This is a genomic window from Kitasatospora sp. NPDC096077, assembly GCF_040303245.1.
GTDB lineage: Bacteria > Actinomycetota > Actinomycetes > Streptomycetales > Streptomycetaceae > Kitasatospora.
This window is the reverse complement of sequence record NZ_JBEOSV010000087.1, coordinates 20,463-34,183: the sequence shown is the minus strand read 5'-3', so window position 1 is coordinate 34,183 and position 13,721 is coordinate 20,463. Positions and strand designations below refer to the sequence as shown.

The 13,721-nt window shown below is 73.2% G+C and carries 16 protein-coding genes; 8 read left to right on the top strand and 8 right to left on the bottom strand.

The window, feature by feature from the left end; translation table 11 throughout:
• Both ABTZ03_RS44330 and ABTZ03_RS39700 read left to right on the top strand, forming a co-directional pair.
• Window positions 1–111, top strand: a 111-nt coding sequence (locus ABTZ03_RS44330; protein ID WP_502894747.1) for an Lsr2 family DNA-binding protein, incomplete at its 5' end; no start/stop codon positions are given.
• 74 nt (window positions 112–185) lie between these two features.
• Window positions 186–1,526, top strand: coding sequence for a DUF3987 domain-containing protein (locus ABTZ03_RS39700; RefSeq protein ID WP_350518093.1), 1,341 nt, complete (start codon window positions 186–188; stop codon window positions 1,524–1,526).
• Between the two features lie 90 nt (window positions 1,527–1,616).
• Here the strand turns inward: ABTZ03_RS39700 and ABTZ03_RS39695 are convergent, their stop codons facing one another.
• The 3 genes from ABTZ03_RS39695 to ABTZ03_RS39685 are packed head-to-tail and all read right to left on the bottom strand — an operon-like array spanning window position 1,617 to window position 2,235.
• Window positions 1,617–1,790, bottom strand: coding sequence for a hypothetical protein (locus tag ABTZ03_RS39695; RefSeq protein ID WP_350518092.1), 174 nt, complete (start codon window positions 1,788–1,790; stop codon window positions 1,617–1,619).
• A complete protein-coding gene (locus tag ABTZ03_RS39690; RefSeq protein WP_350518091.1) occupies window positions 1,787–1,993 on the bottom strand; it encodes a hypothetical protein in 207 nt (68 codons plus the stop codon). The genes ABTZ03_RS39695 and ABTZ03_RS39690 overlap by 4 nt, the downstream gene beginning before the upstream one ends.
• A gap of 2 nt (window positions 1,994–1,995) precedes the next feature.
• Window positions 1,996–2,235, bottom strand: a complete 240-nt coding sequence (locus ABTZ03_RS39685; protein ID WP_350518090.1) for a hypothetical protein — start codon at window positions 2,233–2,235, stop codon at window positions 1,996–1,998.
• Window positions 2,236–2,439: 204 nt separating this feature from the next.
• Here ABTZ03_RS39685 and ABTZ03_RS39680 point away from each other — a divergent pair, with 204 nt between their 5' ends.
• The 3 genes from ABTZ03_RS39680 to ABTZ03_RS39670 are packed head-to-tail and all read left to right on the top strand — an operon-like array spanning window position 2,440 to window position 4,043.
• Window positions 2,440–2,718 (top strand): hypothetical protein, encoded by a 279-nt coding sequence (locus ABTZ03_RS39680; protein ID WP_350518089.1) that lies wholly within the window; start codon window positions 2,440–2,442, stop codon window positions 2,716–2,718.
• Window positions 2,687–3,187, top strand: a complete 501-nt coding sequence (locus tag ABTZ03_RS39675) for a DUF6879 family protein (protein WP_350518088.1) — start codon at window positions 2,687–2,689, stop codon at window positions 3,185–3,187. The genes ABTZ03_RS39680 and ABTZ03_RS39675 overlap by 32 nt, the downstream gene beginning before the upstream one ends.
• Before the next feature lie 4 nt (window positions 3,188–3,191).
• The gene (locus ABTZ03_RS39670; RefSeq protein WP_350518087.1) at window positions 3,192–4,043 is read left to right on the top strand and encodes a helix-turn-helix domain-containing protein; all 852 of its coding nucleotides are present in this window, start codon (window positions 3,192–3,194) and stop codon (window positions 4,041–4,043) included.
• 62 nt (window positions 4,044–4,105) lie between these two features.
• Here ABTZ03_RS39670 and ABTZ03_RS39665 read toward each other — a convergent pair whose 3' ends face one another.
• The 3 genes from ABTZ03_RS39665 to ABTZ03_RS39655 are packed head-to-tail and all read right to left on the bottom strand — an operon-like array spanning window position 4,106 to window position 8,318.
• Entirely contained in the window at window positions 4,106–5,458 is a 1,353-nt protein-coding gene (locus tag ABTZ03_RS39665; protein ID WP_350518086.1) for an AAA family ATPase, read from the bottom strand.
• Complete coding sequence (locus ABTZ03_RS39660; RefSeq protein WP_350518085.1) at window positions 5,455–7,056, bottom strand: hypothetical protein; 1,602 nt, start codon at window positions 7,054–7,056, stop codon at window positions 5,455–5,457. The genes ABTZ03_RS39665 and ABTZ03_RS39660 overlap by 4 nt, the downstream gene beginning before the upstream one ends.
• On the bottom strand, window positions 7,053–8,318 hold the full coding sequence (locus tag ABTZ03_RS39655; RefSeq protein WP_350518084.1) for a hypothetical protein: 1,266 nt from the start codon (window positions 8,316–8,318) through the stop codon (window positions 7,053–7,055). The genes ABTZ03_RS39660 and ABTZ03_RS39655 overlap by 4 nt, the downstream gene beginning before the upstream one ends.
• A 231-nt stretch (window positions 8,319–8,549) precedes the next feature.
• Between ABTZ03_RS39655 and ABTZ03_RS39650 the strand changes: the two genes are divergently transcribed.
• Entirely contained in the window at window positions 8,550–9,206 is a 657-nt protein-coding gene (locus ABTZ03_RS39650) for a histidine phosphatase family protein (RefSeq protein ID WP_350518083.1), read from the top strand.
• A gap of 68 nt (window positions 9,207–9,274) precedes the next feature.
• Here ABTZ03_RS39650 and ABTZ03_RS39645 read toward each other — a convergent pair whose 3' ends face one another.
• A complete protein-coding gene (locus ABTZ03_RS39645; protein WP_350518082.1) occupies window positions 9,275–10,951 on the bottom strand; it encodes an NsdA family TPR-like regulatory protein in 1,677 nt (558 codons plus the stop codon).
• Between the two features lie 261 nt (window positions 10,952–11,212).
• Here ABTZ03_RS39645 and ABTZ03_RS39640 point away from each other — a divergent pair, with 261 nt between their 5' ends.
• A complete protein-coding gene (locus tag ABTZ03_RS39640; protein WP_350518081.1) occupies window positions 11,213–11,728 on the top strand; it encodes a hypothetical protein in 516 nt (171 codons plus the stop codon).
• Window positions 11,729–11,859: 131 nt separating this feature from the next.
• Window positions 11,860–12,765 (top strand): spermidine synthase, encoded by a 906-nt coding sequence (locus ABTZ03_RS39635; protein WP_502894746.1) that lies wholly within the window; start codon window positions 11,860–11,862, stop codon window positions 12,763–12,765.
• 96 nt (window positions 12,766–12,861) lie between these two features.
• On the opposite strand, the gene ABTZ03_RS39630 is transcribed toward ABTZ03_RS39635, so the two are convergent.
• Window positions 12,862–13,716, bottom strand: coding sequence for a hypothetical protein (locus ABTZ03_RS39630; RefSeq protein ID WP_350518079.1), 855 nt, complete (start codon window positions 13,714–13,716; stop codon window positions 12,862–12,864).
• Window positions 13,717–13,721: the final 5 nt, after the last annotated feature.

Genomic DNA, 13,721 nt, shown 5'->3' with positions numbered 1-13,721 from the left:
CAGGCCGCCCGCAGGTGGGCCAAGGCCAACGGCTTCGACGTGTCCCCGAAGGGTCGGCTCCCCATCACCTTGATCGAGTCCTACCGGGCCGCTACGCGGCAAGCGGCCTGACCGGTCCGCACGTACCTGGGGTGGCCGGGGTCGGCCCGGCCGCCCGACCCTAATCAGTCCCAGGAGAAGCAGAGTTGAACACCATCACGATGTACGGGCCTATCGGTCGGGCTGTGGAGAAGGTCAGCCCGCACGTTGAGTGTGATCCGGTCGGCATCTACGTTGCGGCTCTGAGCATGTGGTCGGCAGCCATCGGCCAGACGGTCAAGGTGTCCAGCCGGGGCAACGCCCGTCCGGCGCTCGTATGGTCGGCCCTCGTTGGTGGCACGGGGAAGGGCAAGGGCACGGCGCTTCGTGCCGCGCAGCACATCATGAAGCCGTCCATAGGCAGGTTCCTCGAAGTCAACACCACCTCGGGGATCACGTCCGGTGCGTCCCTGGTCAACTACCTGGCCGAACAGGTGGAGGACACGGAGGAGACGGAAGCCGGACGGGACGTCCGGGCCCTGGTGGTCGAAGAGGAGTGGTCGGAGGTGCTTCGCCGGGTGCGGCGGGATACCAGCTTCACGGCCAAGCTCCGGAGCGCCTGGGACGGTGCGCCGATCCGGAACACCACGAAAGACTCTGCTCAGGCGGTAGACGATCCGGCGGTCGTCTTCCACGCCCACATCACGCCCTCTGACTGGGCCAAGTACGTCGGGGCCACGGAAGCTGCCGGAGGGTCCTACAACCGCATCATGCCCTTCGCGCTGACCTCCGTGCCCATGTTGGATGACGACGGGGCCACGCTGCCCAAGCTGGGCGGGTGGGACCTGAGTCAGGCCTACTCCTGGGCTACCAGGGGCAAGCGTGTGATCAGCCTCGGGGAGGATGCTCGGCTGCTCTGGAAGACCATCCGCCGGTATGCCCGGATCATCGCTGAGAGCCTTCCCGAGGCACAGTCTGTCTACGTGGAACGCACGGCCGAACAGACCATCCGGGTAGCGGCCTGCCTGGCTGCGTCCGAGCAGTCCGAGACGATCGACCGTGCTTGCCTGGCTGCGGCCTTCTCCCTGGTTCGTTACAGCGTCCGCTGTGCGGTCGACATCACGGGGAGCACGGGAGCGATCAAGCCCGGCCGCCGGGTGCCGACGCTGGCGGAGAAGGTCCGGGCCCGGATCGAGATGCACGGGGGTATGGCCAGGTCCTCCGAACTGCTGCCGTACGTGGGCGCCTCGGCGGAAGAGGTCAAGTCGCTGCCTGGGGTGAAGGTCACCCTGGACCGCTCAGGGCTGGGCCGACCGGCCACGGTCTACACCTTCGCTGAGGAGGAGGCTGGTCACTCTCCGCACAGCCGGCAAAATGCCCAGCGTGACGAACGCCCGGCCACGGTCGTCCGGATCGACACCCGCCGCCCGGCCAAGACCACGGCTCCGGTGCCCGCTTCCCGCCCTGAGCCGGTTGCCACTGGGAACCCGTTCCTCGCGCTCCTCTGAACGCTCGAAGCAAAACAAGACCGCCCCGACCAAGTAGGCCGGGGCGGTTTTTTCGCTAGCCCGAAGGCCAACGGTCCTGCTGGTAACTACTCACGGTCGGCCAGCGGACCAACCGATCCACAGGGCCAGAACGATCACCAGGGCCGACACCGAAACGCGCCATGCCCACAGAAACCGCGTGCACGGATGGCCATCACGCCAGAGGCCCGCATCGCGGTACTCGTCCTGCTGCTCAGCGGCCAGAACCTCACCGATGCTGCTCACCCGCGCGAGGCCTGCCAGTCAAAGAAACCGCCCGGAGCGTCGTCCGGCGGAATGAGGTCCACGCGCTCAACGACCCGTTCGACCCCGCCGCGCAACGGCCGGACGTACAGGCCGAATTGGCGGATCTCCATGATCTCGACAGCGACGCCACTACGGCGCTCGTAGACCTGCTGACCCGCTTCCGGCTTCCACTGCTCCGCCACGGTCACCCCCACAAACTGATCCGGGTGGTGAGCATGTCGACCGGCACCTGACGCGCCGGGGCGTCCGGTTCGAACAGCGGCCGGACCAAGGCCTTGCCGTCCTGGGCCCCCACCAGCTCCACCAGGTGGCCGGTCGTCAGGTCCTTCCGAACCGGGTTGTTGTCGATCCGCTCCATGAGCTCCGCGTGGGAACGACGTCGTTTCGGCGGACGGCTCGTATCGTGCTGCTGGGCTTTCGCCACGGACATGCCTGGCTCCCTCTCCTTCGCCGACGCGTGGGGACGTGGGGTAGACGGTACGAACACCGACCAGCGACACTCAACGAAGTTGCTCATAGTTGCTGGAAGCCGCGTGAGAGCACTTCGGTGCTGTCGAATGCTTGACCTCGGGGTGGTCGTCGCGCGAAGGTCGGAGATGACATGCGGCCGAACCATGGGGGGAGCAACATGCGGCAACACAGCGGCGACGGCGACGACTTGACCGCTACGTTCTTTTGCACGGACCCCAACTCTCAGGGCGGCGTCGAGTGCGAGACGTTCTATGAGACTGACCGTGACTCATGGATCGTGCAGCTCAAGAAGCGCGGGCCGGGGGTTCGGGATCAGCTCGTCGCCCTTGCCGACGATGAGACGTTCGGGGAGATGTCCGGGCGGACCATGGATGTGTTCGTGCGGAAGTACGTCAGGGAGCGTTATGGAATTGATCTCGGCAGCACGCCGAATTGAGCTGCTGTTCGGTGAGCCCGCCCAAGAGGTCCGAAAGTTCGAGCTGCGGGACTTCTACGAGGTGGACCGCCCGTTGTTCGAGGCGTGGCGCTCAGGCGACCGTGAGACGGTCGAAGAGACGATGCGTGGGCATCGTGCGTTCCTGGCCGGGAAGGCCACTGCAGGCTTCCCCTACCGGCGTGTGAGGGTCGTCTCCGAACCGCTCTCGGACTACCAGCGGATGGCGGTCGAGCTGGCCGACCCCACGGAACGTCTTCGCTGGCTTCCCCGCCCGCTCGTATCGGCGTTGCCCTTGCCGGGGAACGACTGTCTGATCCGGGATGACCTGGTGGTCTTCAACCTCATGGGGGGAGACAACCAACAGGCTGACATCCAGCTCTCAACCGATCCGGACGTGATCCGGTTCTGCAATGAGGCGTTCGAGCAGGCATGGTCGCTCGGCGTCCCCAATGGTGAGTACAAGCCGTAGCGACATGTCTGACCAGGAACCATCCGAGTCCGCAAGGCGCGCTTTCGGGACTCAGCTCAAGGAACTCCGTCGGGATGCCCATCTCTCGGGTGTCGAACTCGCGCAGCGCTGCGGTTGGCACAAGACCAAGGTGTCAAAGATCGAGCACGGGACGCAGATCCCGACCGAGGAGGACATCCGAAGGTGGGCAACGGCCTGTGCCGTCGAGGGGCAGACTCCCGAGCTCATCGCGATGAGTCGTGAGATCGAGCAGATGTGGACCGACTACAAGCGGTGGCACCGACCGGGGATGAAGCGTCTCCAGTTCCAAGCCATGGACTTGTACGCGAAGACCAAGCTGCTCCGGGTGTATGAGTCGCTGTTCGTCCCCGGCTTCCTACAGACGGTCGAGTACGCCAAGGCGCAGTTCACCATCCATGCCAAGCTGCACGGCCTGCCGTTGGATGACGTGGAGGAAGCGGCACAGAACCGCATGGTCCGGAAGCGGTTCCTCGGCACCGGGGCGCCGATATTCTCGTTCCTCCTGGAAGCCTCTGCGCTAACAAACAATACGGGCGGTGCTGAGGTGATGAACGGGCAACTTGACCACCTCCTGGAGGTGTCCAGGCTCCCGTACGTGTCCATCGGGATCATCCCGCAAGGTCGGCCACGGTCGCTCTACCCCGGTGAGGGCTTCTATCTGTTCGATGGGAGCTTGCTCAAGCAAGAGTTCTGGTCGGGGGCGTTCCAGACGTCCAGGCCCGAAAACATCTCGTACTTCGTCCGCGTGTTCGCTGCTCTGCGGGACCAAGCCGTGTTCGGTACTGCCGCCCGAAACGAGATCGAGGCGGCCCGTGGCCGTCTTCAAGGGACCTGACGAGCGGTGATCAGCAGACAGCGCCCCGGCATGTGGATGCCGGGGCGCTGGTGGCTGCCCTATCAGTGCAGCCTGACGCGGTACTGCATCCAGTGCTCCAGTGTGGTAAAACTTGCCTCCCAGCCGTCCGGGAAGGCGACCGGGACGCCCAACTGCACCGGCTCGGTGGAGGGGTGCTCGTCCAGCAGCTCGGCGATCCCGGCCCGGGCCACCACGATGCAGGCGTGCCGGTGCCGGGAGGCCAGCACGCAGAGCCGTCCGGTCTCCAGGTGGAAGGCGGTCGCGTCGGGCCGCCCGGACAGCGGGTGCAGCACGACCGTGACGTCGTACTCCCGGCCCTGCAGCCGGTTCGCGGTGTCCACCGTGACGGCCGGACCGGCCGAGCCGTCCACCGGGACGCCCACCTTGAGCAGCGCCGCCCGGACGGCCGCCGCCTGGTCCCGGTGGGCCGTGCCGACGGCGATCCGGTCTGCGGTGAGCGGGGCCTCGCCCTGCTCGGAACTGCCGGTCAGCCCGCGCTCCAGCAGCCGCCGGACCGTCGCCGCGACGGCCGCCACCGCCTGCGGGTCGGTCCGCACGGTGTGCCGGGCGGGCAGCTCCAGCAGCGCCCAGCCGTGCTCGGCCGCCCGGTCGATCACCGCGTCCAGCGCCGAGCCGTCCGGGCGGACGGCGGCGGTCAGCCGGCGGTCGTCCGGACCGGTGCCGGAGCGGAACGGCGTGTACGGGTAGAACGCCCGCGAGATCAGCGGCGCCGCGCTGGCCGGCAGCCGCCAGGAGACCGGCAGCCGGTGCGGCTCGATCTGCGGGTTGTGCGCCAGCATGGTGACCACGGCGCTGCTGGACGGGTCGTAGGACAGCCCGGCCCACTGCTCGGTGCCGACCACGGTGAACGGGTCCAGCTGGCCCGGGTCGCCGACGAACAGCGCCCGCTCGAACAGCCGGGCCACCGCGAGCAGGGCGTCCGAGCGCATCTGGTACGCCTCGTCCACGATCGCGTGCCGCCACGGCGCCTCGGCCCGCACCCACTGCCACTTGGCGGAGGTGGAGATCACCACGTCCTGCTCGACCAGGTCGGCGACCTTGTCGGAGGGCGTGACGTTGGGGTGCCGGAGCACTTCCGGACCGGGCCGGGCGTCCGCCGCGTGCAGCCGGCCGATCGTCAACTCCGGTGCCTTCTCGGCCAGTCGGCCGACCAGGTCGTCCACCTGGCCGTTGGTCTGGGCGACCACCATCAGCCGTTCGCCGGCCGCCACCAGCTCGCGGGCGGCCCGCACCACCAGGGTCGACTTCCCGGCGCCGGGCGGGGAGTCCACCACCACACCGCGCGGCGCACCGGCCGACGGGTGGACGGTCGCCGCCAGGATGCGGGCCACGGCGGCGTCGGCGGCCGCGCCCGGGGACTGCGTGCTCATCATTCCCAATCCTCGGTGGTGGCGGCGGTGGCGGACGGGGTGGGCGCGGGCGCGGTGCCGGGCGGGCCGCCGTGGGTCCACGGGGTGTCGTCCGGCTCGGGCAGCGGCGCGGACTGTCGGACCGTCAACTCGAACAGGGTGTACGTGACTGGCTCGCCGGGCTCGGGCAGGCTGCCCGGCTCGGGCTCCTTCTTGCGGCCCATCCCGGACAGCACCCGCAGCGTGATGGTGCCCTCGGCCGGGTCGACCGCGACGATCTCGGTCTTCTGCGCGGACGGCCCGTGCACCCGGTGGGCCTCCCGGCCGAGGTCGGCGTGCGGCCGGTCGGCGGTGCGCAGGGTGACCAGCGGGCGCGGCTTGGGGGAGCGGCCGGTGGTGTCGTACTCCAGCACCACGTCCGTCACCACCCCGCTGAACGCCTCGCCGGACAGCCGGTGTTCGGCCATCGCCAGCGGATCGTCCAGTGCCTCCTGGACGTCCAGCCGGGCCTGCTCGCGTTCGCGCTGGGCGAGTTTGCGGGCCGCCGTGACGGCGTCGTCCTGCCGGGGCTGCGGCGGCTCGCCGGCCACCAGCCGGTCCCGGTGGCCGGTGTAGGACCAGCGGTCGCCGGTCCAGCGCTCCTCCAGGTGGCCGGCCGGCGGCAGGGCGCGCAGCAGGTCCAGGCCCCGCCAGACGTCCCGCCAGGTGGGCAGCAGGACGGCGGCGAACACCTGCTCCAGCTGTTCGACCGCCGTGCGGACGGCCGCCCGGGCGCGCTCGGTGCCGTCCGGGTCGTCGCCGTGCTGAAGCGCGTTGACGGCCGCGTCGTAGCGGGCGATCGCCGGGGCGAGCACCCCCTCGTCGAAGGCCGGGTCGGTGGCCGGCCCGGCCGGCGGGTGCAGCAGTTGCCCCCGCTCGTCGCGGGCGGTCTCGGCCAGTTCGGCGGCCCGGGCCCCGGTCAGCCCCGGCGGCGGGCCGTGCCAGGCCAGCCGGGCCGCCAGGTGCTGGTCCTCCAGGTGGCTCTGGCCGGTGGCCCAGTGCCGGGCGAGCAGGCCGGTCATCGGCAGCAGCAGGCTGGAGCCGGGCACCTGGGCGCGGTCGGTCAGGTGGGTCAGCCAGCGGCCGAGCAGCGGCACCCGCAGCGGTGCCGGGTGCGGCCCCGGGTCCGCGTCCTCGGCGGTGCGACGGAACCGGGTCGAGCGGCCGAGCAGCGCGAGGTGGTGCACGCCCGCGCTGTTGGGAACGATCAACTGCGGCGCGTCGGTGCACAGTTCGCGGAACACCTGGGTCTTCTCGCCGGTCTCCGGATCCTTCTCGGAGCCCTCGATCTGCTCGATGTCGGCCCCGAAGGACTCCAGGTAGGGCAGCAGGTCGGCGGCGAGTGCGGCCAGGTAGTCGAACCGCAGGGTGCGGTTGAGCGGCTGCGGCACCAGGTGCAGCCGGGGAGCGTCCCGGTCGGTGCCCAGCAGTACGGCCAGCGGCGCGCCGGCCTCACCGGCGGCGGTCAGTGGGACGAGCACCATCGGGCGCTCCGACAGGTGCCGGTGCCGGACGGTGGCCAGCGGCTCGGCCCGTCCGCTGCGGACGGCCTCCAGCCGGGCGAGGGTGGTCAGCAGGCTCATGCCCCCACCCCCAGGGCCTCGGCGCGCAGGGCGGCCGCGTACGCCAGGCGCTCGGCGGCCTCGCGCGCGCCGTCGGCTGCGGCGTCGCCGTCGCTGTCGTCGCCGTCGCTGTCGTCGCCGTCGCTGTCGGCTCCGTGGCCGTCGTCGGGACGCCCGGTGCCGGCGGCGGCCAGCGCCTCGGTGACCGTACGGATGCTGCCCAGCTCGCCGCGCACGCCCCGGCCGAGCTGTTCGACCCGGTCGTCGCAGCGGGCCCGGGCGCGGCAGTGGAAGCCGAGCTCGCAGGTGGAGAGGCAGTCCGGACTGTAGGCGGCGGGCACCGCCTCGACCGAGGCGGTCAGTTGGTCGGCGGTCCGGGCCGGGGTGCCGTCCCCGTCGGCGGCCAGGTCGAAGTCGGTGCCCGCCGGCAGCTCCGTCAGCAGCCGGCCGATGCCGGTCATCCGGCTCAGCTGGCGGCGGGTGGTGGCCAGTTCGCGGCGGACGTCGACGGTGACCGCGGTCGGCCGGTTGCCGAAGTCCTTGGGGCAGACCAGCAGCACGCTGGTGCGCGGGCTGCCCGGCAGCCGCTGCTCGGTGTACGGGTCGTCGCCGAGCGACGTTCCGGCGGCCGTCGCGGCGGCGTGCTGGAGCGCCAGCACGTACACCGCGGCCTGGCGGGCGGCGGCGCCGACCTTGGCCGGGTCCGCGCTGCCGTCCAGCACCGGGAAGGACTTGATCTCGACCACCGTGCACCGCCCGCCGTGCACCACCAGGGCGTCCGGCTCCAGGTAGGCGGTGCTGCCGGCCACGGAGAGCCGCAGCATCGGGTGGTCCAGCAGCGTCCAGGCGTCCGGATCGGCGGCGGCCCGGGCCAGCACCTCGGTCGTCCGGTCGGCGCGGACGGCCGGGCCGGAGCGGTGCAGCAGGTCCGGCACCAGCAGCGGGGTGCGGTCGTCGGCCGGGACGCCGAGGTGGGCGCGGAGCGGCTCCAGCAGGGCGGTGTGGTCGTCCGCCTTCAGCCGGGACTCGAAGATCACGCCGCGGGCGATCGCGAACGGGGACTGCCCGAAGGGGGCGGGGCGGCCGAGCCGGGCGGCCAGCACCGATTTGTCCACCCCGGCCGCGTCCAGCACGGCGCGGCGGTGGCAGCCCGGATTGGCGGCCAGCGCGGCGAGGGAGCGGGCGTTCAGACTGCGCTGCGGGGCCGGTCCGCGCAGCTCGGCGAGCCGCTGGGCGAGCGGCTCAGCGGACCCGCTGAGCGGGACGTTCGTCGAGACGTTCATGGTGCGGCCCAGTGTCGCACCCGGGTCCGACAACGCGGTGCGGACCGGCCCGTTCCGGCCGCAACCGGCCGTTTCCCCCTGCTCGCCCTGGGCCGTCCGGGCCCTGCCCCGGGCCGGGTCAGGGCCGGGCCCCGGGCCCGCGATCGTGGCCGCCCTCCGGGTGGGGGATCATGGAGACCGGTGCTCAAGGGTGAGACCGACCGTTGACCGCCCTGCTGCGAGGAGTCCCCCATGCCCGCCCGAATCGTGCTGGTCCGCCACGGTGAGACCGAGTGGTCGGCCACCGGCCGCCACACCGGCCGCACCGACATCCCGCTGACCGAGGACGGCCGCGCGATGGCCCGGGCGCTCGGCGCCCGCCTCGCCAAGGCCCCCTGGAACGGGCTGCCGGACGCGCTCGTCTACACCAGCCCGCTCGGCCGGGCCAGGGAGACCTGCGAACTGGCCGGCTTCGGCGACCGTGCGGTGGACCGTCCGGAACTGCTGGAGTGGGACTACGGCCAGTACGAGGGCCGCACCGGCGCCGACATCCGGGCCACCGACCACCCCGGCTGGCTGATCTGGCGCGACGGCGTGCCCGGCGGCGAGAAGCTCTCCGAGGTGGCCGCCCGGGTGGACGCCTTCCTCGCCGAACTCAACGACGAGCACGGCGTCCCGGAGTCGGACACCACCGTCATGCACTGCGCCGACCGCGACGTCGTCCTGTTCGCCCACGGCCACCTGCTGCGCATCCTGACCGCCCGCTGGCTGGGCCTGCCGCCCGAGTTCGCCCAGCGGTTCAAGCTCGGTACGGCGGCGCTGTGCGTGCTGTCCTGGGAGTACGGCGCCCCGGCGGTGGAGGTCTGGAACGACCTGTCCCACCTGGAGGGGCTGAAGTCCGGCGACTGAGGCCGACGTCGACGGCTGCCGGTCGGTCGACCGGCAGCCGCCGCGGTCGGCGGTGGTCCGACCGTCCGTCAGGCCGCCGCGGCCCGGTCGTACCCGTTCAGGAAGCCGCGGACCTCGGGCACCGAGGCGTGCGGACGCAGCCGTCCCGCGGTGTCCGCCAGCATGCTGCGGATCCGGGCCGAGCGGACCTCGCCGAACAGTGCCACGGCGGCCGAGCCGTGGTGCGCCGCCCCGGTCAGGTCCCCCCGGCCGAGCCGGTCGTGGGCCAGTTCGGCGGTGTACAGCACCCGGTTGCGCACGAAGTGCGGCTCCTGCAGCGCTATCGCCAGTGCGGCCTGGTCGCTGGCGCGGTCCCAGTCCTCCAGCGCGGACCAGCACTGCGACTGCAGGCCGGCGATCTCCGCCTCGCCGAAGAAGGACATCCACTCCGGATCGGCCTCCGACGGCCCCCGGTCGAACAACGAGTAGGCCCGGCCGATCGCGCGTTCGCAGGAGGAACGATCCCGCAGTACGGCCCAAGCGCCGGCCTCGCGCATGGCCAGCAGGGCGAGCAGCCGGGCGGAGCCCAGCTCCCGGGCGGCCGACTGCCCGGCCTGCGCGGCGCGCAGCGCCTCGCGCGGCCGCCCGGCGTCCCGGGCGAGGAAGGCGCTGTTGCAGAACACGTGCGCCTCCAGTGCGGAGTCCCCGGCCATCCGGGAGGTGGCCAGCGCCTCGGCGTAGAACGAGCGGGCGTCCGCGAGCCGGTTCGAGTCGTGGGCCAACCAGCCCACGGAGATGGCCAGTTCGCCCGCTCCGGCCTGGAGCCGGCGCTCGGTCTCGGCGCTGTACTCGCCCTCGTTGAGCAGCAGGTAGGCGGTGCGCAGGGACTGCCCGGCGAGTTCGTACAGGGCGTCGGCGCCGTGCGCGTCGTCGGCCAGTCTGATGTCCCGGACGGCCTGTTCGACACCGGACACCTCGGCGGCGCCGACCTTGCGCGGCGGCGGCACCGGGCCCGGCCGGCCGGGCACCACCGGCTCGTCGCCGAGCAGCGCGGGCACGGTGAGCTCCGCGCGGGGGAAGACCGTCCGGTCGGGAGCCGGGCCGAACCGGGCACCGGTGACCGGGTCGTAGCCGGCACCGGTACCGGTGGCCGGGGTGAAGCCGACACCGGTGACCGGGCCGGCGGCGGCCGGCCGGTCGATGCCGATCACGGTGGCCAGCGCGGTCGAGCCGCCGGCCAGGAACGTACGGCGACGCACGTCGTCGTTCTCCTCGTCGGGGTAGGGCGATCCATCGGGCCCCCGGGGCACCGCGCCGGCCATCGGCCACGGGGGCCCGTCCGGAGCGGCTGGATCCGCGTACGGCGAGGCAGCGTACGGGAGTTGGGTGGAGAGTGGTGAGCGCGGGGCGGGCAGGGGCGGGAACGTCGGATGGATCGGAGGGTGAGGCTGGGCTCCGGCCGCGCCGACCGGGTCGGCCGCCGTCCGGCGGCGGACGGCGGTGCGCGGGGCGAAGCCGAGTTCGGTGAGCGTGCGCCCCGGCCACATGTGCCGGAAGACCCGCTCGTAGGCGTAGTTGGGGCAGCGGATCTCACCGGACTCGACCCGGCCGACGTAGCGGGCGTCGCAGGACACGTGCTCGCCGATCTCGCGAGCGGCCCGGCGTACCGCCACGGCGAACTCGCCGGGTGAGCGGTCGCCGCGCAGTGCGCGCATCACGGGGTTGGGGGACGGTCGGTTCGGCTCGGCCGGTGGGGTGGCTGCCATGGCGCCGAGAGTACTCGGAGTCACCGGTCGGCCACAGTCGGTTCGTACGACATCTCCGGTCAATCCGGGGCGAAGCGGGCGTAGTTGCCGGATATCCGCCATGAAATGCCATGCCTTGCTGTAAGGCGCCCCGTGGCTTCCGGTACTCCTGCCGCGTTGTCCTGATACCTGGAAGCCCAGGCCGTCCCCCGGCCCGTCCCCGGCCCGCGGCCCCACCCGCGGCGGCAACGCTTCCGCCCCGACGAGGTAACAGGAGGGCCCATGATGGCCACCGGACTGCCGCAGCACCGACCCGTCGCCGGGGGTGTGCTCGCCGCCGCCGTCCCCGCCCTGCTCCCCGAGCCCGCCGACGACCGGTTCCCCGGCCGGGGCCCGGTCGAGGGCGGCCGCGGCTCCTGCGGCGGACCGGGCCAAGGCCGCGCCGTCCCCGTCGAGGACACCCTCGTCACCGGCTGCGACACCGTGACGGTCGCCCTGCGGCACGGCCTGGAGGCCGTCGACATCCTGCGGCTGCGCCGGGCCTGCGGGGCCGTCCTGCAGAGCCGCAACGGCAGCACCGTCTCCTTCCTCGTCCCGGCCGGCACCTGGGAGACCTGGCACCTGCCCGGCAGCTCCTGTACGGCCGGCGCCCTGGTGCCCGGCGCCACCGACCCGCGCTGGGTGATCCCGCCCGCCGGTTCCGCGCGCGCCACCCGCCCCACCGACGCCTGGGTGCTCCGCTCCGCCCTCTGCGAGGCCGCCTGCACGCTCACCGCAGGCGGCCTCGGCCCGTTCTAGCGGGCGTGCCGCGCGGATCCCGCCGGGCCCGTACGCCCACCGGCCGGATCCCCGCAGCACGCCCCTGACCTGGGCGGGCGCCCCGTCGGCCGGGGCGCCCGCCCAGGTCGCCCGCGGCGATAATGGCGGGTATGGGACGAAGCAACAGGGCCGCGCGCAGCCCCGAACCGGCGCTCACCACCGGCACGGACGGCCGCAGCCACGCCCAGGGGCCGCTCCTTCGCGCGGTCGGCTCCGGCCGGGCCGAACTGCGCCCCGACCGCGACCGCCCGCACGCCTGGTCGCTGCTCATCGACGGCGCCCCGCAGTCCCTGGTCGACCTCGCCGACCCCACCCACCTGGGCTTCGAGTACCAGCGCCGACTCGGCCACCTGATCGACCTGGTCGCCCCGCCGGGCCGTCCGCTGACCGTCCTGCACCTGGGCGGCGGCGCCCTCACCCTGGCCCGCTACGTGGCCGCCACCCGGCCGCGATCCCGCCAGCAGGTCGCCGAGATCGACACCGCGCTCACCGAACTCGTCCGCACCGAACTCCCGTTGGAGCGCGGCTGGCAGATCAAGGTGCGCGGCGCGGACGCCCGCAGCGTGCTGGAACGCACCCCCGAGGGCAGCGTCGACCTGGTCATCACCGACGTCTTCTCCGGCGCCCGCACCCCGGCGCACTGCACCACGGTCGAGTTCACCACCCTGGCCGCCCGCGCCCTCGCCCCCGGCGGCTGGTACGCCGCCAACCTCGCCGACGGCGGCGCCCTGCCCTTCGCCCGCTCCCAAGTCGCCACCGTCGGTGCGGTGTTCCCCGAACTGTGCCTCACCGCCGACCCCGCCGTGCTGCGCGGCAAGCGCTTCGGCAACCTGATCCTGGCCGCCGCCCACACCCCGCTCCCGATCGCCGACCTCACCCGCCGGGTCGCCTCCGACTCCTCCCACGGACGGGTCGAACACGGCCGCGCCCTGGCCGACTTCACCGCCGGGGCCGTCCCGGCCACCGACGCCACCGCGAGCCCTTCCCCGGAGCCGCCGCCGAGCGTCTTCCGCTGACCGTCTTCCGCTGACCGGCCGACCCTTCGGCGTCCCGGACCCTCCCGGGCACACCCGACCGGGCACACCCGGCCCGGGTCCCGCCGTGCGCCGTGCTCAGTGCCCGCGCGGCAGCCCGCGGTGCTTGCACATCGCCGCGCCGGTGAGCAGCAGTCCGGCGGCGATCGGGGCGAGTACGGCGGTCGCGGTGGCGGAGCCGTCCACGGCCGCCGTGACGGTCGCCGTGTCGGCGAGGGCGAGCGCCTCGGCGGTCCCGTCGCCCGTCGGTGCGGCAGGGGCTGCGGAGGGCGCCGCAGCCCCTGCCGCACCGACGGGTTCCGGTGCGACCGTCCCCTCGCGGGCCGCGGTCTCCTGGACGGCGGGAGTGCCGGTCGGTGCGGGCCCGGTCCGGCCGGCCGGGTCGGCGGGGCCGCCGGCGCGGGGCCGGGGGACGGCGGGCAGCGCGGTGGGTTCGCCCTCACGGGAGGCGCGGGTCCGGTCGGGTCGGTCCTGGGCGGGGACGGTGCCGAGCAGCCCGGAGGCGAGGGCGAAGGCGTCGGGGAGGGCGGCGCCCTGGCCGGGCAGCGGGAGTCCGCCGGCCCGGATGCGTTCCTGGAGGGCCTCGCCGACCGTTCCGACCTCCCCGCCCGGCGCGGCTCCGTCGGTCAGCCCCCCGACGAGCCCGCCGTCACCGCCCGGTCCGCCAGGTCCGCCGGGTCGGACGGCTGACGGCCCGTCCAGGGCGGGTGGACCGTGCAGGGCCCGTCGGACGGCCGCTCCGGGCTGCCCCGGGGAGGGCTCGGCGGTGGCCGCGTAAGCGCCGGGGGCGCCGATGCCCCAGAGCTGTACGAGCAGGGCCCCGCCGGCGGCGACGGTGCGGGGGCGGGGGAGCCACCGGGCGACCGCCCGCCGTGCTCCGGTGTCGCCGCTGGGGGCGGGTTCCTGGGGCTCGGTCGCGTGATTGGCTCGCACGTGAG